Source organism: Luteibacter sp., from assembly GCF_051958795.1.
Lineage (GTDB): Bacteria > Pseudomonadota > Gammaproteobacteria > Xanthomonadales > Rhodanobacteraceae > Luteibacter.
The window spans coordinates 1-16,186 of record NZ_JBQCFT010000132.1; the positions used below are offsets into that span (position 1 = coordinate 1).

The 16,186-nt window shown below is 68.1% G+C and carries 20 protein-coding genes and 1 riboswitch; of the genes, 18 read left to right on the forward strand and 2 right to left on the reverse strand.

The annotated features are described in order from the left end of the window. The 12 genes from ACTHLF_RS07395 to ACTHLF_RS07450 all read left to right on the forward strand — a co-directional run. Positions 1-673: serine hydroxymethyltransferase (locus tag ACTHLF_RS07395; protein WP_440326189.1), on the forward strand; the 673-nt coding region annotated here is incomplete at its 5' end. Positions 674-676: 3 nt separating this feature from the next. Beyond that, positions 677-1,192, forward strand: coding sequence for a transcriptional regulator NrdR (gene nrdR / locus ACTHLF_RS07400; protein WP_440326191.1), 516 nt, complete (start codon positions 677-679; stop codon positions 1,190-1,192). A gap of 38 nt (positions 1,193-1,230) precedes the next feature. Further along, positions 1,231-2,295, forward strand: a complete 1,065-nt coding sequence (gene ribD / locus ACTHLF_RS07405; RefSeq protein WP_440326223.1) for a bifunctional diaminohydroxyphosphoribosylaminopyrimidine deaminase/5-amino-6-(5-phosphoribosylamino)uracil reductase RibD — start codon at positions 1,231-1,233, stop codon at positions 2,293-2,295. Beyond that, a complete protein-coding gene (locus ACTHLF_RS07410; protein WP_440326192.1) occupies positions 2,292-3,266 on the forward strand; it encodes a Gfo/Idh/MocA family protein in 975 nt (324 codons plus the stop codon). Before ribD ends, ACTHLF_RS07410 begins: the two co-directional genes overlap by 4 nt. Before the next feature lie 164 nt (positions 3,267-3,430). Then, positions 3,431-3,580: riboswitch (FMN riboswitch) on the forward strand. Between the two features lie 74 nt (positions 3,581-3,654). Further along, positions 3,655-4,296: a riboflavin synthase gene (locus ACTHLF_RS07415; protein WP_440326194.1), complete on the forward strand. Its 642-nt coding sequence runs from the start codon at positions 3,655-3,657 to the stop codon at positions 4,294-4,296. A 16-nt stretch (positions 4,297-4,312) separates the two neighbouring features. Beyond that, positions 4,313-5,404, forward strand: coding sequence for a bifunctional 3,4-dihydroxy-2-butanone-4-phosphate synthase/GTP cyclohydrolase II (ribBA, locus tag ACTHLF_RS07420; RefSeq protein ID WP_440326196.1), 1,092 nt, complete (start codon positions 4,313-4,315; stop codon positions 5,402-5,404). A gap of 10 nt (positions 5,405-5,414) precedes the next feature. After that, on the forward strand, positions 5,415-6,347 hold the full coding sequence (locus ACTHLF_RS07425; protein WP_440326197.1) for an LD-carboxypeptidase: 933 nt from the start codon (positions 5,415-5,417) through the stop codon (positions 6,345-6,347). Between the two features lie 48 nt (positions 6,348-6,395). Next, positions 6,396-6,863, forward strand: coding sequence for a 6,7-dimethyl-8-ribityllumazine synthase (gene ribH / locus ACTHLF_RS07430; protein WP_440326199.1), 468 nt, complete (start codon positions 6,396-6,398; stop codon positions 6,861-6,863). Further along, entirely contained in the window at positions 6,860-7,309 is a 450-nt protein-coding gene (gene nusB, locus ACTHLF_RS07435) for a transcription antitermination factor NusB (RefSeq protein WP_440326201.1), read from the forward strand. The genes ribH and nusB overlap by 4 nt, the downstream gene beginning before the upstream one ends. Before the next feature lie 36 nt (positions 7,310-7,345). Continuing rightward, positions 7,346-8,296: a thiamine-phosphate kinase gene (thiL, locus tag ACTHLF_RS07440; RefSeq protein ID WP_440326202.1), complete on the forward strand. Its 951-nt coding sequence runs from the start codon at positions 7,346-7,348 to the stop codon at positions 8,294-8,296. Beyond that, a complete protein-coding gene (locus ACTHLF_RS07445) occupies positions 8,293-8,799 on the forward strand; it encodes a phosphatidylglycerophosphatase A family protein (protein ID WP_440326204.1) in 507 nt (168 codons plus the stop codon). Before thiL ends, ACTHLF_RS07445 begins: the two co-directional genes overlap by 4 nt. A 9-nt stretch (positions 8,800-8,808) precedes the next feature. Further along, positions 8,809-9,774, forward strand: a complete 966-nt coding sequence (locus ACTHLF_RS07450) for a potassium channel beta subunit family protein (RefSeq protein WP_440326205.1) — start codon at positions 8,809-8,811, stop codon at positions 9,772-9,774. A 122-nt stretch (positions 9,775-9,896) separates the two neighbouring features. On the opposite strand, the gene ACTHLF_RS07455 is transcribed toward ACTHLF_RS07450, so the two are convergent. Then, positions 9,897-10,631, reverse strand: a complete 735-nt coding sequence (locus tag ACTHLF_RS07455) for a 16S rRNA (uracil(1498)-N(3))-methyltransferase (protein ID WP_440326207.1) — start codon at positions 10,629-10,631, stop codon at positions 9,897-9,899. An 80-nt stretch (positions 10,632-10,711) separates the two neighbouring features. Between ACTHLF_RS07455 and ACTHLF_RS07460 the strand changes: the two genes are divergently transcribed. Beyond that, positions 10,712-11,338 carry a 2-hydroxychromene-2-carboxylate isomerase gene (locus tag ACTHLF_RS07460; protein WP_440326209.1) on the forward strand — a complete coding sequence of 209 codons (627 nt, stop codon included), beginning with the start codon at positions 10,712-10,714 and terminating at the stop codon, positions 11,336-11,338. On the opposite strand, the gene ACTHLF_RS07465 is transcribed toward ACTHLF_RS07460, so the two are convergent. Beyond that, positions 11,335-12,705 carry an adenosylmethionine--8-amino-7-oxononanoate transaminase gene (locus ACTHLF_RS07465; RefSeq protein ID WP_440326211.1) on the reverse strand — a complete coding sequence of 457 codons (1,371 nt, stop codon included), beginning with the start codon at positions 12,703-12,705 and terminating at the stop codon, positions 11,335-11,337. The genes ACTHLF_RS07460 and ACTHLF_RS07465 overlap by 4 nt on opposite strands. Before the next feature lie 56 nt (positions 12,706-12,761). On the opposite strand from ACTHLF_RS07465, the gene gspN reads away from it, so the two are divergent. From gspN to mazG, 5 genes are all read left to right on the forward strand, one after another. Next, positions 12,762-13,535: a type II secretion system protein N gene (gspN, locus tag ACTHLF_RS07470; RefSeq protein ID WP_440326213.1), complete on the forward strand. Its 774-nt coding sequence runs from the start codon at positions 12,762-12,764 to the stop codon at positions 13,533-13,535. After that, the gene (locus tag ACTHLF_RS07475; RefSeq protein WP_440326215.1) at positions 13,532-14,320 is read left to right on the forward strand and encodes an inositol monophosphatase family protein; all 789 of its coding nucleotides are present in this window, start codon (positions 13,532-13,534) and stop codon (positions 14,318-14,320) included. The genes gspN and ACTHLF_RS07475 overlap by 4 nt, the downstream gene beginning before the upstream one ends. After that, positions 14,317-14,874 carry an ADP compounds hydrolase NudE gene (gene nudE / locus ACTHLF_RS07480; protein WP_440326217.1) on the forward strand — a complete coding sequence of 186 codons (558 nt, stop codon included), beginning with the start codon at positions 14,317-14,319 and terminating at the stop codon, positions 14,872-14,874. Before ACTHLF_RS07475 ends, nudE begins: the two co-directional genes overlap by 4 nt. Continuing rightward, complete coding sequence (gene cysQ, locus ACTHLF_RS07485) at positions 14,871-15,686, forward strand: 3'(2'),5'-bisphosphate nucleotidase CysQ (RefSeq protein ID WP_440326219.1); 816 nt, start codon at positions 14,871-14,873, stop codon at positions 15,684-15,686. The genes nudE and cysQ overlap by 4 nt, the downstream gene beginning before the upstream one ends. 3 nt (positions 15,687-15,689) lie before the next feature. Then, positions 15,690-16,186, forward strand: a 497-nt coding sequence (mazG, locus tag ACTHLF_RS07490; protein WP_440326221.1) for a nucleoside triphosphate pyrophosphohydrolase, incomplete at its 3' end; no start/stop codon positions are given.

The window sequence follows — 16,186 nt, forward strand, 5'->3', positions numbered from 1 at the left end:
CGCGTACCTGTTCGTGGACATGGCCCACGTCGCCGGCCTCGTGGCCGCGGGCGTGTACCCGAACCCGGTGCCGCACGCGCACGTCGTCACCTCCACCACGCACAAGACCCTGCGCGGTCCGCGCGGCGGCATCATCGTGGCGAAGGGCCTTGGCGAGGAGCTGGAAAAGAAGCTGCAGTCGGTGGTGTTCCCCGGTATCCAGGGCGGCCCGCTCATGCACGTCATCGCCGCCAAGGCCGTGGCCTTCAAGGAAGCGCTGGAGCCTTCGTTCACCGATTACCAGAAGCAGGTGGTCGCCAACGCCAAGGCCATGGCCAAGACGCTGATCGCCCGTGGCTACAAGGTCGTCTCCGGCGGTACCGAGAACCACCTGATGCTGGTCGACCTGATCGGCCGCGAAACCACGGGCAAGGACGCGGAAGCCGCGCTCGGCAAGGCACACATCACCGTGAACAAGAACGCCGTGCCGAACGACCCGCGCTCGCCGTTCGTGACCTCGGGCCTGCGCGTCGGTACGCCGGCGATCACCACCCGCGGCTACAAGGAAGCGGACACGGTGGAACTGGCCAACTGGATCTGCGACGTGCTCGACGCGCCGAACGATGACGCCGTCATCAAGGCCGTGCGCGAGAAGGTCACGGCGCAGTGCAAGCAGTTCCCGGTGTACGGCTGATCGATGCATTGTCCGTTCTGCCAGCATGAAGACACCCGCGTCATCGATTCCCGGCTTACCGAGGACGGTGGCACGGTGCGTCGGCGGCGCGAGTGCCCGCAGTGTGGTGAGCGTTTCAATACCTTCGAAACCGCGGAACTGAAGCTCCCGGCGATCGTGAAATCCGGCGATCGCCGCGAGCCCTTCGACGAACACAAGCTGCGCGTCAGCTTCGAGCGTGCGTTGCAGAAGCGGCCGGTGGCCAGCGATTCGGTCGATGCGGCCACGCGTGCGGTCATGAACGACCTGCGCCGCAGCGGCGAGCGCGAGGTGCCGTCGCGGCAGGTGGGTGAGCTGGTCATGCGCGAACTCAAGGCGCTCGACCAGGTGGCCTACGTGCGATTCGCCTCCGTCTACCGGCGGTTCGAGGATGTCCACGCGTTCCGCGAGGAGATCGAGAAGCTCGAGCGTGACCTTCCGTCGCTGGAAGGCCTGCAACTGCCCCTGCTCGAGGCGGCGCGGCGCGGACGCAAGCCCTGATGACCCGCCCGTTCTTCCCGGCCATGGACCATGTCCACATGGCCCATGCGTTGCGTCTCGCTGCCCGCGGCATGCATACCACCCAGCCCAACCCGCGCGTCGGTTGCGTGATCGCGCGCGGCGAGACCGTGCTGGGCACGGGCTGGCATCCGAAGGCGGGAGAGCCGCATGCGGAAGTGTTCGCGCTGCGCGAAGCGGGTGAAGCCGCGCGCGGCGCGACCGCCTACGTCACGCTGGAGCCGTGCGCGCACCATGGCCGCACGCCGCCGTGCGCCGACGCGCTGATCGCCGCCGGCGTCGGCCGCGTCGTCATCGCCCACGAGGATCCGTTCACCCAGGTGGACGGCAAGGGCATCGAGAAGATTCGCGCGGCCGGCATCGGCGTGCAGGTCGGCCTGATGCGCGATGCGGCGCACGAACTCAACATCGGTTTCTTCAGCCGCATCCAGCGCGGCCGCCCATGGGTCCGCGTGAAACTGGCGATGAGCCTGGACGGGCGCACCGCGCTCGCCGATGGCTCGTCGAAATGGATCACGGGCGAAGCCGCCCGCGCGGATGGCCAGCGCTGGCGCGCGCGCGCCTCGGCCATTCTTTCCGGCAGCGGCACGGTGCTCGCGGATAACCCGCGGCTCACCGTTCGCCTCCCCGGCGATGAACCGTTCGTGCCGCCGTTGCGCGCGATCCTCGATACGCACCTGCGTACGCCCGCGGGCCACCATGTGCTCGATGGCAGCGCGCCGACGGTGCTGCTGCATGCGGCCGAGGCCACGGTGCCCGCGCACCTGCAGGCGGTGCAGCGCGCGACGATCCGTAGTGAGGACGGCAAGGGTCTCGACCTTCGCGCGGCGCTGCACTGGCTCGCCCAGCACGATGTGAACGAGGTGCATGTCGAAGCCGGCCCAGTGCTGTGCGGCGCGTTGCTCGCCGAAGGCCTGGCGGACGAACTGCTGATCTACATCGCGCCTGTCCTGCTCGGGAACACGGCGCGGCCGATGCTGCACCTGCCGCCCCTCGATGACATGGCCTCGCGGTGGAAGCTCGAAACGATCGACCGCCGCCAGGTCGGTGACGACACCCGCCTGCTGATGCGCCCCGCCGCATGAAGACCGTGCGCTGGGGCATCATCGGCTGCGGCGCGGTCACCGAAGTGAAGAGCGGGCCTGCCTTTGCGAAGGTGCCCGGATCGGCGCTCGTGGCCGTCATGCGCCGCGATGCCGGCAAGGCACGCGATTACGCACAACGCCACGACGTGCCGCGCTGGTACGACGATGCGGAAGAGCTGATCGCGGATCCGGACGTCGATGCCGTCTACATCGCGACGCCGCCGTCGAGCCATCGCGAGTACGCATTGAAGTCGATCGCCGCCGGCAAGCCGGTGTACATCGAAAAGCCCATGGCGATGAACCATCGCGAATGCCTCGATATCGTCGAGGCGGGCAGGGCGGCGAACGTACCCGTGTTCGTCGCGTATTACCGTCGCGCCTTGCCCCGTTTCACCACGATCGCACGGCTGCTGCGCGAAGGCGCGATCGGCGCGCCGCGCTTCGTCAACGTCGTGCTGCACCACCCTTTCGAAAAGGCCTACCAGGATCCGGCGAACCTGCCATGGCGGGTGCAGCCTGCGCTCTCCGGTGGCGGCATCTTCGTCGACCTCGCCAGCCACACGCTCGATATCCTGGATTTCCTGCTCGGCCCGCTGGTCGATGTGCGCGGCATGTCGCGTAACCAGCTCGGCGCCTACCCCGCCGAGGACAGCGTCGCGATGGCCTTCGCCTTCGGCGACGGCGTGCTGGGCACGGGCCTCTGGAACTTCGGTGCGGACCGCCGCGAGGATCGCATCGAGATCGTCGGCGACCGTGGCCGGCTGGTCTTCGCCACCTTTGGCGATGGCCCCATCCGGATCGAAGCCGACGGCAAGGTCGACAACCTTTCGATCGAAAACCCCGCACACATCCAGCAGCCGCTGATCACCACGATGGTGCAGGCGTTGTCGGGAGAAGGGGAGTGCCCCTCCACCGGCGAAACCGCCGCCCGCACGAGCTGGGTGATGGATCAGGTGCTCAACCCGGCATGACCGTTGCCCGGTAGGAGCCCACCCTGTGGGCGACGCCATTCGCGATAACGCAACAAGGCCTGCGGCGGTGAGGCGAAGGATGTCGCCCACAGGGTGGGCTCCTACGGTAATCCCGGGGTTGCAGTGGCCCCCGCCAGCCCCATGTTATGATCCGCTCCACATTCAAGCGTCTTCAGGGCGGGGTGCAATTCCCCACCGGCGGTAGGTTTCCGCGAGGAAACGAGCCCGCGAGCGCTCCCGGTCCTGCCGGGAGGTCAGCAGATCCGGTCAGACTCCGGAGCCGACGGTCATAGTCCGGATGAAAGAAGACGGCACCATGCGTCCCCCGTGGGGCGCGTGGCGCCATGCGCCTTGGGACGTTTTTCGCCCACCTAGCGAGAAACGCCATATGTTCACCGGCATCATCCAGGCTGTAGGCCGCATCAAGCGGCTGGAACCCCGCGGCGGCGATGTCCGCCTCGTGGTCGACACCACCTCCCTCGACATGGCCGATGTCGCCCTTGGCGACAGCATCGCCGTGTCCGGCGTCTGCCTCACGGTCATCGAATTCGATGCCAGCAGCTTCGCGGCCGATGTCTCCAACGAGACGCTCGCCATGACCTCGCTGGGCAAGCACAAGGCCGGCGACGCCGTGAACCTGGAGAAGGCCCTGCGCCTCGCCGATCGCCTCGGCGGCCACCTGGTTTCCGGCCATGTGGACGGCACCGGCAAGGTCGTGTCGGTCACCCCCGATGGCCGCTCGCAGCGCTGGACGTTCGAGGTGCCGCGCGACCTGGCCCGCTACATCGCCCACAAGGGTTCGGTCTGCATCGACGGCACCAGCCTCACGGTGAACGAGGTGGACGGCACGCGTTTCGGCGTGAACCTTATCCCCCACACCGTGGAACACACGACGTTCGCGGCGCGACGCCCCGGCGATACGGTGAACATCGAAGTGGACGTGGTGGCGCGCTACGTGGAGCGCCTGCTCTCCGCCGGCGGCGCCCCGCGTCTCGACGAAAACTTCCTCAAAGACCACGGCTTCGCCTGACGGGACGCGCACGACCATGCCATTCAACACCATTCCCGAGATCGTCGAAGACCTGCGCCAGGGCCGCATGGTCATCATCGTGGACGACGAAGACCGCGAGAACGACGGCGACATCGTGATGGCCGCCGAGAAGGTGCGGCCCGAAGACGTGAACTTCATGGTGCGCGAAGCACGCGGCCTGCTATGCCTCACCCTGACCGAGCAGCGCACGCGCCAGCTCGGGCTGAAGCCGATGGTCGCGGACAACAATTCGCCGTACCACACCAACTTCACCGTCTCGATCGAGGCGGCCGAAGGCGTGACCACCGGGATTTCCGCGCACGACCGCGCGCATACGGTGCAGGTGGCCGTGGCGAAGGACGCGAAGCCGGCGGATATCACCATGCCCGGCCACGTCTTCCCGCTCACCGCCCAACCCGGTGGCGTGCTGACCCGCGCCGGCCACACCGAAGCCGGTTGTGACCTCGCCGCGATGGCGGGCCTGGAGCCGGCCGCGGCGATCATCGAAGTGCTGCATGACGATGGCTCCATGGCGCGCCGCCCGGAACTCGAGGCGTTTGCCGCAAAGCACGGGCTGAAGATCGGCACCATCGCCGACCTCATCCGTTACCGGCTCGAAACGGAAAAGACCGTCGAGCGCGTGTTCGAGGAAGGCGTGGAGACGGAGTTCGGCCCGTTCCGCCTCGTGGCGTATCGCGATGCGATCCGCAGCGGCCTGCATTTCGCCCTGTTCCGCGGCGATATCGCCGATGGCGAGCCGGTGCTCACCCGCGTGCATGTGCGCAACACGCTCTCCGACGTGCTGCACCTGAAGCGCGACGACCTTGGCCAGACCGTCACCGAAGCCCTGCGCCGCATCGCCGACGAAGGCCGCGGCGTGATCCTCGTGCTTTCCGGCGCAGACACGCCCGAGGCCCTGCTGGGCCGCCTGCGCGGCGACAAGCAGCCCATGCCGGCACCGAAGGATGACCAGGAGTGGCGGCAGCTGGGTCTGGGCGCGCAGATGCTCGCCGATCTCGGCGTGAAGCGCCTGCGGGTCATCGGCACGCCGCGCAAGTTCGTGGGCATTTCAGGCTTTGGCCTTGAAGTGGTCGAGCAGGACAGCTAAACCTGAGCCCATGCCTGTCTCCTACGATATCCAGCTGATCGCCCCCGCCGGTTACCCCCACAACCCCGAAGCCATGCGCATCGGGGTCGAACGCCTCGAAGCGGCGGGGCACCGGGTACATGGCAAGGACGTGCTGAAGCGCCGCGAGCTCCGTTTCGCCGGCAGCGATGCCGAACGTGCCGCCGACCTGAACGCCCTCGCCGACCCCTCGAAACCGTTGCCCGACATCGTCCTGTCGATCCGCGGCGGCTATGGGGCCCATCCGGTACTGCCGTTGCTGGACTACGACCGGCTCCGTGCGCGGCTTGGCGGCGCACCCGTAGCGCTCGTCGGGCACAGCGATTTCACGGCCCTGCAGTGCGCCCTTTTCGCGCGGAGTGGCGTCGCGACCCTGGGCGGCCCCATGCTGGGCCCCGACTTCGGCTCGCAGCCACTCGATCCGCTGACCTGGGATAGCTTCTGGCAAACCGTCGGGAGCGGGGGAGGCGAGGCCGCGTGGGACGCACCCGGCGCCCGCGACCTCGAGGTCGAGGGCACGGTCTGGGGCGGCAACCTGGCCATGCTTTCCAGTCTGGTCGGCTCGGACTTCTTCCCGCGGATCGAGGGCGGCATCCTCTTCGTCGAAGATATCGCCGAACCCCCGTACCGGGTGGAGCGCATGCTCTACCACCTCCTCCACGCCGGGGTCCTCGGCCGGCAGAAGGCGCTGGTGATCGGCGACTTCACCAGCTGCCGGGTGGCCGAGTACGACAACGGTTACGACCTTTCCGTGGCCTTCGAACGCATCGGCGCGGCGGCGGGCATCCCGCTGGTCCAGGGCCTGCCGTTCGGCCACGGCCCGGCCAAGTTCACCCTGCCATTCGGCATCGCCGGCCGGCTCCGCGTGGCCGATGGCCGCGCCAGCCTCGCCTTCAGCGGCCACCCCCGGCCCAAAACCTCGTAAAATACCCGGCCGCATGGCGGCCATCCGCCCCACAGGACTCCCCGACCCATGAAGATCATCGAAGGCGATTTCGCCACCCCGAAGGGCCGTTTCGCCATCGTGGCCGGCCGGTTCAACGCGTTTGTCGTCGAGCCGCTGGTCGAAGGTGCGCGCGACGCGCTCGTCCGCCACGGCGTGAAGGACGACGCGATCGACCTGATCCGCGTGCCGGGCGCATGGGAAATCGCGCAGGCCGCCCACAAGGTCGCCGCCTCCGGCAAGTACGCCGCCGTCATCGGCCTGGGTGCCGTGATCCGCGGTTCCACCCCCCACTTCGACTACGTCGCCGGTGAAGCCGCCAAGGGCCTCGGCCAGGCCGCGTATGCCTCGGGCGTGCCGGTCTCGTTCGGCGTGCTCACCACCGACAGCATCGAGCAGGCCATCGAGCGTGCAGGCACCAAGGCCGGCAACAAGGGCGTGGATGCCGCGATGGTCGCGATCGAAATGGTCAACCTCTACACGAAGCTCGGCAAATGACTAACACTCCTCCGCACGGTATCGACCTGGCCGCGCGTTCCCGCGCGCGTCGCCGTGCCCTGCAGGCACTCTACGCATGGCAGGTGGGCGGCGCCCGCATGGGCAGCGTCATCGAGCAGTTCCGCCACGAGCAGGACATGCAGGTGGCCGACCAGGAATACTTCGAAGACCTGCTCCGCGGCGTGGAACAGCACGTCAAGGAACTTGACGAAGGCATCAAGCCGTTCGTCGATCGTGACGTGAGCCAGATCGATCCGATCGAGCGCGCCGCGCTGCGCCTCGGTGCGTATGAGCTGAAGTACCGTCCCGACGTGCCGTACCGCGTGGTGATCAACGAAGCCGTGGAAGCCACCAAGCGCTTCGGCGCCGACCATGGCCACAGCTATGTGAACGGTGTCCTCGACAAACTCGCGACGCACTGGCGTACGGCCGAGAAGCGATCCTGATCACCCGCGCGTTTCGTGCGCGCTGATGGAGCACGCATGGAATTCGACCTGATCGAACGCATCCGCCGGCACACCGACGTCCAGCGCGACGACGTGGTGACCGGCATCGGCGATGACGCGGCCGTCGTCGCCGTGCCCGCGGGACGCGAGCTCGCGATCGCCGTGGATACCCTGGTCGAGGGCATCCATTTCCCCGTGGGCACCGCGCCGGCCGACATCGGCTGGAAGGCGCTCGCGGTGAATCTCTCCGACCTCGCGTCGATGGCCGCCACGCCCGCATGGGCGTTGCTCGCGCTGACCTTGCCCACGCCGGACGAAGCCTTCATCGACGGCCTGGCGCGCGGCTTCGCCGAGCTCGCTTCGCCATTTCGCCTGGCATTGATCGGCGGCGATACGACGCGTGGCCCGCTCACCGTGACGGTGACCGTCCACGGCTTCACCACGCCCGGCCAGGCCCTGCTGCGTAACGGCGCCCGCGTCGGTGATGCGGTGATGGTGACCGGTACGCTGGGTGACGCGGCCGCTGGCCTGCGCTGCCTTGCCGAGGCCGATCCCACCCCCTACGCAGGGCTTATCGAACGCCTGAACCGGCCCACGCCGCGCGTCGCGGCAGGCCTGGCGCTGCGTGGCATCGCGACCGCCTGCATCGATGTCTCCGATGGCCTGGTCGCCGACCTGGGTCATATCTGCAAACAGAGCGGCGTGGCGGCGGAGATCGATCCCGCGTTGCTGCCGTTCTCGTCCGCCATGCTCACGCACTTCCACGATGGTGATGCCGTGGACTTCGCACTATCGGGCGGCGACGACTATGAGCTGTGCTTCACGGTGCCCTCCGAGAAGGCCAATGAAGTCGCCGCCGATCTCGCGCGCGTCGGCTGTGGCGCCACGCGTATCGGCCGCATCGTGGAAGGCTCGGGCGTGCGCATCATCGGCGCTGGCGGCGAGACGCATGCGCCGGCCCGCTCCGGCTGGAACCACTTCGCATGAGCACCAAATACGTCCTCGACCCCGCCGACCGACGCCGCCTGATGGCGACACCCGCCGGCTGGCTTGCAACCGGTTTCGGCTCCGGGCTGGTGCCGAAGGCGCAGGGGACTGCCGGTTCACTGGCGGCGATCGTGCCGTGGTTGCTGCTGCACACGGTGCTGGACCTGTGGGGCTGGCTGTTGCTTATCGCGGTGTCCTTCGCCCTTGGCGTGCGCGCGTGTAACGTCGCCGGCCGGATCATCGGCGTGGACGATCACCGCAGCCTGGTGTGGGATGAGTTCGTGGGGCAGTGGATCGCGCTGCTGCCGGTGCTCATGGTGCCCGGCTTCGCGTGGGTCGTCGCGGGTTTCATCCTGTTCCGCCTGTTCGATGTGTGGAAGCCCTGGCCCATCGCCTGGTTCGACCGGCGGGTGAAGGGCGGCCTCGGCGTCATGCTCGATGACGTGATCGCCGGCATCTTCGCCGCCATCGTCCTGCACTTCATCCAGTTCATCGTTCTTTAGGAGAACACCATGGAATACCGTCGCCTCGGCGCCACTGGCCTCAAGCTGTCGGCGTTGTCGTATGGCGCGTGGGTGACGTTCGGCCGCCAGGTCGGGCGCTCCGCCGCGCGCGAACTCATCGCGCTGGCGTACGATAACGGCATCAACTTCTTCGACAACGCCGAAACCTATAACGCCGGCGATGCGGAACGCCTGATGGGCGACGTGATCGCCGACCTGCGCCTGCCGCGCGATGCGTACTGCGTTTCCAGCAAGGTGTATTTCGGTGCGGTCACCGACCCGAAGCCGACGCAGCGCGGCCTCTCCCGCAAGCACGTCTTCGACGCCTGCCACCAGGCGCTCGAGCGTTTGCGCGTGGATTACCTCGACCTGTATCTCTGCCACCGCCCCGACCCGGAGACGCCGGTGCTGGAAACCGTGTGGGCGATGGATACGCTCGTCAGGCAGGGCAAGGTGCTCTACTGGGGCACGAGCGAATGGCCGGCGGAACTCATCACGGAAGCGCATCGCGTGGCTCGCGAGAACCATCTCGTCGCGCCGTCGATGGAGCAGCCGCAGTACAACCTGCTGCACCGCGACCGCGTCGAGCGCGAGTACGCGCCGTTGTACCGCGACTACGGCATGGGCACCACCATCTGGTCGCCGCTGGCATCCGGCCTGCTCACCGGGAAGTACAACGACGGCATCCCCGATGACTCGCGCCTGGGCCACCCTGACTATGCGTGGCTGCGCGATGCGCTGATGGAGAACGACGGCGCGTCGTTGAAGACAGTGCGCGCACTGGCGCCGATCGCCGAAGACCTCGGTATTCCGCTTCCCCGCCTCTCGCTGGCGTGGTGCCTGAAAAATCCGCACGTCTCCACCGTGATCCTCGGCGCAAGCAAGCCCCACCAGCTCGAAGAAAACCTGAAGGCCCTCGACGCCGTGCCGCTGCTCACCGACGAGGTGATGGCAAGGATCGCAGCCGCGCTATAACCCCACCGCGTAGGAGCCCACCCTGTGGGCGACATCTTTCGCCTCACCGCGACAGGCCCTGCGGCGTTATCGCGAGCGGCGTCGCCCACAGGGTGGGCTCCTACGACGCGACGGGTAGTGCCTCAGACGTCCCCGAAAAGCGCCTGCAGCATGGCGATGGCGGCAAGGCCCGCCGTTTCGGTGCGCAGGATGCGCGGGCCGAGCTTCAGCCCGGTGAACGCCGCCTGGGCCAGTGCGGTGCGGTCGCGTTCGCCAAAGCCGCCTTCCGGGCCGATAGCGATGATCGCGGAACCGGTAAGGCCCAGCTCGGAAGGGCGCTTGTCTCCCTCGGGCAACAGCGCCAGACGCATCGGCCCACCGTCCCCCAGCGAACCCAGCCACGCGTTCAGCGCCACGGCCGGTTCGATCACCGGCACCACGGCGCGCCCCGACTGTTCGCACGCGCTCGCCGCCACCGCACGCCAGTGCAGCAGGCGCTTTTCCGCGCGCGCCGCATCCAGCTTCACTTCGGAACGCTCGGTGATGAGCGGCACGATGCGCGTGATGCCCAGCTCGCTGGCCTTCTGCACGATCAGGTCCATCTTCTCGCCGCGGGCGACGCCCTGGGCAAGGGTCAGCGAAAGCGGCGACTCGTTGGCAAGGGCACGGCATTCACCGACCAGGGCAACGACCTCACGCTTGCCGACGCTGTGCAGCGTTGCATCGAACTCCTCGGCGGTATCGCCCGCGAACAGCACCACCGGATCGCCCGCCTGCATGCGCAGTACCCGCGCAACGTGCTCACCCGCCTGGCTGGGCAAGGTGATCTCCTGGCCAGGGGCCAGCGGCTGGTCGACATGGATTCGGATCGTGCGCATGGTGGGCCTTGTGTCACGGAACATCCATTGTACCGGGCTACGCAGGGGGCTATCGTCACGGCGTCGCGTAGGAGCTTTACATGCCGATCGCCTGGTACTTCGACTTCGTTTCGCCGTTCTGCTGGCTGCAGTGGCCGGCGATCCGCGAGCTGGCCGCCAGCCGCGAGGTGGCGCTGCGGCCGATCCTGTTCGGTGCGCTGCTGAAGCAGATGAACCACCTGGGGCCTGCGGAAATCCCGTGTAAACGCGAGTTTACGTACCGTTACGCGACCTGGCGCGCACGCCAGGCAGGCATGCCGATGCGCTTTCCGCCAAGCCACCCGTTCAATCCGCTGCCGGCGCTGCGGCTGTGCGTGGCGGCCGGGAACACCGTGGAAGTCGTGGGCGCGATCTATGAGTGGATCTGGGCCCACGGCCGCGCGGCGGATACGCCCGAGGCCCTCGCGCCGCTCGCGGCATCGTTCGGCATCATGGACCTGCGCGAGGCCCTCTCCGCCCCGGAAGTCAAAGCCGAACTCCAGGCCAATTTCGAGCAGGGCATGCGCGACAGGCTCTACGGCGTACCTACGCTCGCGATCGGTGGCGAACTGTTCTGGGGCGCCGATGCCCACGACTTCGCCATGGCCTACCTCGACAACCCCGGCATGTTCGCCGAGGGCGAGATGGCCCGCCTTGGCGAACTGCCGGTAGGCCTTTCCAGGATCTAGGCGACGGCCTTGCCGATACCCGCGATCGCGGTATCGACCATGAAGTCGATCTCGTCTTCGCGGATGACGTATGGCGGCATGAAGTACACGATGTTCCCGAGCGGGCGAAGCAGCGCACCGTTTTCCAGGCCGTGCCGGTAGACGCGCAACCCGCGGCGTTCGTGGGCGGGGAAGGGCGCGCGCGTGGCCTTGTCGGCCACCAGCTCGATGGCTGCAATCATGCCGGTCTGGCGCACATCCGCCACGTGCGGGTGATCGCGCAGCGGTGCGATGCGCGACGCCATGTGCGCGGCGAGCACGCGGTTGCGTTCCAGCACGGGATCCTCGCGGAAGATCTGCAGCGTGGCCGTCGCCGCGCGGCAGGCCAGCGGGTTGCCGGTGTAGCTGTGCGAATGCAGGAAGGCCTTGCCCGCCGCGTATTCCGCGTAGAACGCCTGGTAGACGTCCTGCGTGGTGACCACGGCCGAGAGCGGCAGGAAGCCACCGGTGAGGCCCTTGGAAAGGCACATGAAGTCCGGCGACACCCCGGCCTGCTCGCACGCGAACAACGTGCCGGTGCGGCCGAAGCCCACGGCGATCTCGTCGGCTATGAAGTGCACGCCGAACTCATCGCACAGCGCGCGAAGCCCGGTGAGATACGAGGGGTCGTACATGCGCATGCCACCCGCGCACTGCACCAGCGGCTCGACGATCACCGCACAGGTTTCGTGCGCATGGCGTTCGAGGATCGCGCGCATCTCGCCAAGGCGGCGCGTCGCGATCTCCGCCGGCGTCTCCCCAGGTTCGCCTTCGTAGGTATCCGGCGAGGGTGCGAGCTCCGGTGTGAGCAGCAGCGGCGCATAGGTCTTGCGGTACAGCGCCACGTCACTCACCGACAGCGCGCCCAGCGTTTCGCCGTGGTAGCTGCCGGTGAGGGCGATGAAGCGGGTCTTCTCGCCGTGCCCGCGGTTGAGCCAGTAGTGGAAGCTCATCTTCAGCGCCACTTCGATCGCCGCGGAGCCGTTGTCTGCCAGGAACACCCGCTCCAGCCCCGGCGGCGTGATCCTGACCAGTTCCTCGGCCAGTTCCAGCGCGGGCTGGTGGGTGAAGCCGGCGAAGATCACATGCTCCAGCCGGTCGAGCTGGTCTTTCAGCGCCGCGCCGATGCGCGGCTCGGCATGGCCGAACAGGTTGGTCCACCACGAGCTCACGGCATCGAGGTAACGGCGGCCATCCGTGCCCACCAGCCATGCCCCTTCACCGCGCGCGACGGGTACCATGGGCAGGGTTTCGTGGTCGTGCATCTGGGTGCACGGGTGCCAGAGGACGGAGAGGTCGCGCTGGACCAGCGCGTCGGTCGCCTGGGCGGCGAAAAGGGCGTTGTTCATCCGCCCATGATCGCCCGCTACCCCTGCGTCCTCAAGCTTTGCCAAGAGGTGATGGATTGAAGTGGTTACGCCGGATCGGCCTGCTCGTCCTTGTGCTGGTGCTTGCCGCCGGCGTCTTCTACTGGTTCCTGCCCGCCAGCGTCGCGGTGCCGTATGTGGCGCAGCGCGCCCGCGGCCTCGTGCTGGATGACCTATCAGGCACCGTGTGGGATGGCCGCGCGGGGCGCGTCATGACCCGAGACGGGCTCGACCTGGGCGCCGTGACCTGGAAGCTGGGGCGCGACGTGATCCTCGGCCGTACCCACCTGGACCTTCACTTCGATGGCCGTGCCGGCCGTTTCGACGGCCATATGGAGCGCACGCAGGCCGACCGCGTCCAGTGGCGCGATGTCGCCTTCCGTCTCGACGCCGCGGCCCTGTCCGGGCCCGGCCTGCCCCGTGACCTGGTGCCCGTCGGCGTGGTCGAGGGCAAGGTCCCGCAGGCTGACCTGCAGGGCAACTGGCCGCTCTCGCTGGATGCCGACGTGAACTGGCGCGCGGCCGCCGTGAAAACGCCCGAGGGCCACGTCACCCTGGGTGGGCTGGCCTTCAAGGCGCACTCGGAAGCCGGCCTGCTGCGGGCCACGCTGGCCGACGACGGTGAAGGTTCGCTCGCTGTCGATGCGCGCGTCGCCGCGTTGCCGCTTGGCTGGCGGCTGGATGGCGCGCTCGTACCGCGCATCCGTGACACCGCGCTGACCCACCTCATCGCCCGCTTCGGCCCCGTGCGGCCGGAAGGCTCCGTTTCCCTGGCCCGCAAGGCCGGGCTCGCACCGGCCGCCACGCCATGACCGATATTCTCGACAAAGCCCTGTCCGCCGCCCGCGACGCCGCCGGTGCCGCGGCGGAGATCATCCAGCACTACTGGCGCGCCGGCGTCGACGTGATCACCAAGGGCGATGACACGCCGGTGACGGTCGCCGACCGCGAGAGTGAGCTGGCCATCCGCGAAATCCTGGCGCGTGCGATGCCCGAGGCGGGGATCTACGGCGAGGAATACGGCGCGGACGACATCAGCCGCGAATGGCTGTGGCTGGTGGATCCGCTCGACGGTACCAAGAGTTTCGTACGCCGCACGCCGTTCTTCTCGACCCAGATCGCACTGATGCACCATGGCGAACTCGTCCTGGGCGTCTCCTCCGCGCCCATCTACGGCGAGCGCATGTGGGCGGTGAAGGGCCGCGGTGCATGGCTCGACGGCGAGCGCGTGCAGGTGGCGGATACCAGCGCCTTCGCGCAGGCGTCGATCTCCACGGGCAACGTGAAGACGCTCACCACCGACGCGCGCTGGGACGTCCTCGGCCAGATGATCCGCGACAGCAACCGCATCCGCGGCTATGGCGATTTCTGCCATTACCACCTGCTGGCGCGTGGCGGGGTCGATCTCGTCATCGAATCCGACGTGAACATCCTCGACATCGCGCCGCTGGCCGTGATCGTGCGCGAAGCCGGTGGCGTATTCACCGAGCTCGATGGCGGCCCCGTGGGGCTGGAGACGCGCGGAATCCTGGCCGGCACGCCCGCGATCCACGCCGAGGCGCTCGAACGGTTCCGCGGCGTTACAATCGACCGATGAACAAGCGCCCTACCATCCTCGCGACACGCGATGCACCCGATAGCCCGCTCCGCAAGGCGGAGCAGGTGGACCTCGAGTTTTCCAACGGCGAGCGCCGCACCTACGAGCGCCTCAAGGGCAGCGGCTTCGGCGCGGTGCTGATCGTCGCGATGCGCGATCCGGAGACCGTGCTACTGGTGCGCGAATACGGCGTCGGCGTCGATCGCTACGAACTCGGCGTGCCGAAGGGCCGGCTCGATCGCGATGAAACCACCGAGCAGGGCGCGAACCGTGAGCTGAAGGAAGAAGTGGGTTACGGGGCGCGCAAGCTGAAGATCCTCGGCACGCTCTCGCTGTCACCCTCGTACATGACCCACCTGGCGCACGTGGTCCTCGCAGAGGATCTGTACGCCGAGCGCCTGCAGGGTGATGAGCCCGAAGAGCTCGAGGTGGTGCCCTGGCGCATGGACAAGCTGCACGAACTGCTCGCCCGCGATGACGTTACCGAAGGGCGTTCCATCGCCGCCCTGTTCATGGCCCGCGAGTACCTCGCCGGCCGCTACCAGCCCGCGTGACGGCGCGGCCGGCCAGCGCGTGCCTGGACGAGGTCTGCGCCATCGCGCGCGAGGCCAGCGACGCGATCCTCGCGGTATACGCGCAAGACTTCGAAGTGATCCAGAAGGCCGATGCCTCGCCGGTCACCACCGCCGACCTCGCGGCGCAGGCCGTGATCGCGCACCGCCTGCAGGAGATCGCGCCCGGCGTGCCGGTGATCTCGGAAGAAGCGCTCGCCGCGCCCTGGGCCGAACGGCGTACCTGGCGCCGCTACTGGTTGGTCGATCCCTTGGATGGCACGCGCGAGTTCATCAAGCGCAACGGCGAGTTCACGGTGAACATCGCGCTCATCGAGGACCATCGCAGCGTCCTTGGCGTGGTGCTGGCACCCGTCACGGGGGATCTGTACGCCGCGGCGAAGGGTCAGGGCGCCTGGCGCCAGCAGGATCCCGGCGCCCTGCGCGAACCGATCCGCGCGCGCCGCGCCGATGGCCTGCTGCGGGTCACCGGCAGCCGCTCGCATGCGGGCGTCCGCGCGGCCACGCTGCTCCAGCGACTCGGTGAGCACGAGACCTTTGCCCTGGGCTCGTCGCTGAAGTTCTGCGTCATCGCCCGCGGCGACGCGGATGTCTACCTGCGTCTCGGCGCCACCTCCGAATGGGATACGGCGGCAGCGCAGTGCGTGCTGGAAGAGGCTGGCGGCGCCGTGCTCGACCTGGCCGGCCGGCCGTTCCGGTACAACACGCGCGATTCGCTGATCAATCCCGAATTCATCGCCTGCGGCGATACCAGCATCGACTGGGCCGCGCGGCTCATTGACCCGGAACCCTGACGCATGGCACGACCCATCGACGACCTCCTCGCGATCATGGCGCGCCTGCGCGATCCGGAGAACGGGTGTCCCTGGGACGTAAGGCAGAGCTTCGCCACGATCGCGCCGTATACGATCGAGGAGGCCTACGAGGTCGCGGACGCCATCGACCGCGATGACATGCACGACCTGCGCGACGAACTCGGCGACCTGCTGCTGCAGGTGGTGTTCCACGCACGCATGGCGGAAGAAGCCGGCGAGTTCGGCTTCGGCGATGTCGTCGCCGCCATCAGCGACAAGATGGAGCGCCGCCACCCGCATGTGTTCGGTGACGTTACGCATGAAAGCGATGCCGCGCGTTCGCGCGACTGGGATCGCCTGAAAGCCGAAGAGCGCAAGGCGAAGGGCGGGGAAGACCCCAGTGCGCTCGCCGGCATCTCGCGCGGCCTGCCGGAATGGCAGCGCGCGGTGAAGCTGCAGAAGCGTGCGGCGAATACGGGTTTCGACTGGCCGGACCACCG

Coding starts and splice junctions, on each gene's coding strand:
- nrdR (WP_440326191.1), top strand. CDS start 677: ATGCATTGTCCGTTCTGCCAGCATGAAGACACCCGCGTCATCGATTCC.
- ribD (WP_440326223.1), top strand. CDS start 1,231: ATGGCCCATGCGTTGCGTCTCGCTGCCCGCGGCATGCATACCACCCAG.
- ACTHLF_RS07410 (WP_440326192.1), top strand. CDS start 2,292: ATGAAGACCGTGCGCTGGGGCATCATCGGCTGCGGCGCGGTCACCGAA.
- ACTHLF_RS07415 (WP_440326194.1), top strand. CDS start 3,655: ATGTTCACCGGCATCATCCAGGCTGTAGGCCGCATCAAGCGGCTGGAA.
- ribBA (WP_440326196.1), top strand. CDS start 4,313: ATGCCATTCAACACCATTCCCGAGATCGTCGAAGACCTGCGCCAGGGC.
- ACTHLF_RS07425 (WP_440326197.1), top strand. CDS start 5,415: ATGCCTGTCTCCTACGATATCCAGCTGATCGCCCCCGCCGGTTACCCC.
- ribH (WP_440326199.1), top strand. CDS start 6,396: ATGAAGATCATCGAAGGCGATTTCGCCACCCCGAAGGGCCGTTTCGCC.
- nusB (WP_440326201.1), top strand. CDS start 6,860: ATGACTAACACTCCTCCGCACGGTATCGACCTGGCCGCGCGTTCCCGC.
- thiL (WP_440326202.1), top strand. CDS start 7,346: ATGGAATTCGACCTGATCGAACGCATCCGCCGGCACACCGACGTCCAG.
- ACTHLF_RS07445 (WP_440326204.1), top strand. CDS start 8,293: ATGAGCACCAAATACGTCCTCGACCCCGCCGACCGACGCCGCCTGATG.
- ACTHLF_RS07450 (WP_440326205.1), top strand. CDS start 8,809: ATGGAATACCGTCGCCTCGGCGCCACTGGCCTCAAGCTGTCGGCGTTG.
- ACTHLF_RS07455 (WP_440326207.1), bottom strand. CDS start 10,631: ATGCGCACGATCCGAATCCATGTCGACCAGCCGCTGGCCCCTGGCCAG.
- ACTHLF_RS07460 (WP_440326209.1), top strand. CDS start 10,712: ATGCCGATCGCCTGGTACTTCGACTTCGTTTCGCCGTTCTGCTGGCTG.
- ACTHLF_RS07465 (WP_440326211.1), bottom strand. CDS start 12,705: ATGAACAACGCCCTTTTCGCCGCCCAGGCGACCGACGCGCTGGTCCAG.
- ACTHLF_RS07475 (WP_440326215.1), top strand. CDS start 13,532: ATGACCGATATTCTCGACAAAGCCCTGTCCGCCGCCCGCGACGCCGCC.
- nudE (WP_440326217.1), top strand. CDS start 14,317: ATGAACAAGCGCCCTACCATCCTCGCGACACGCGATGCACCCGATAGC.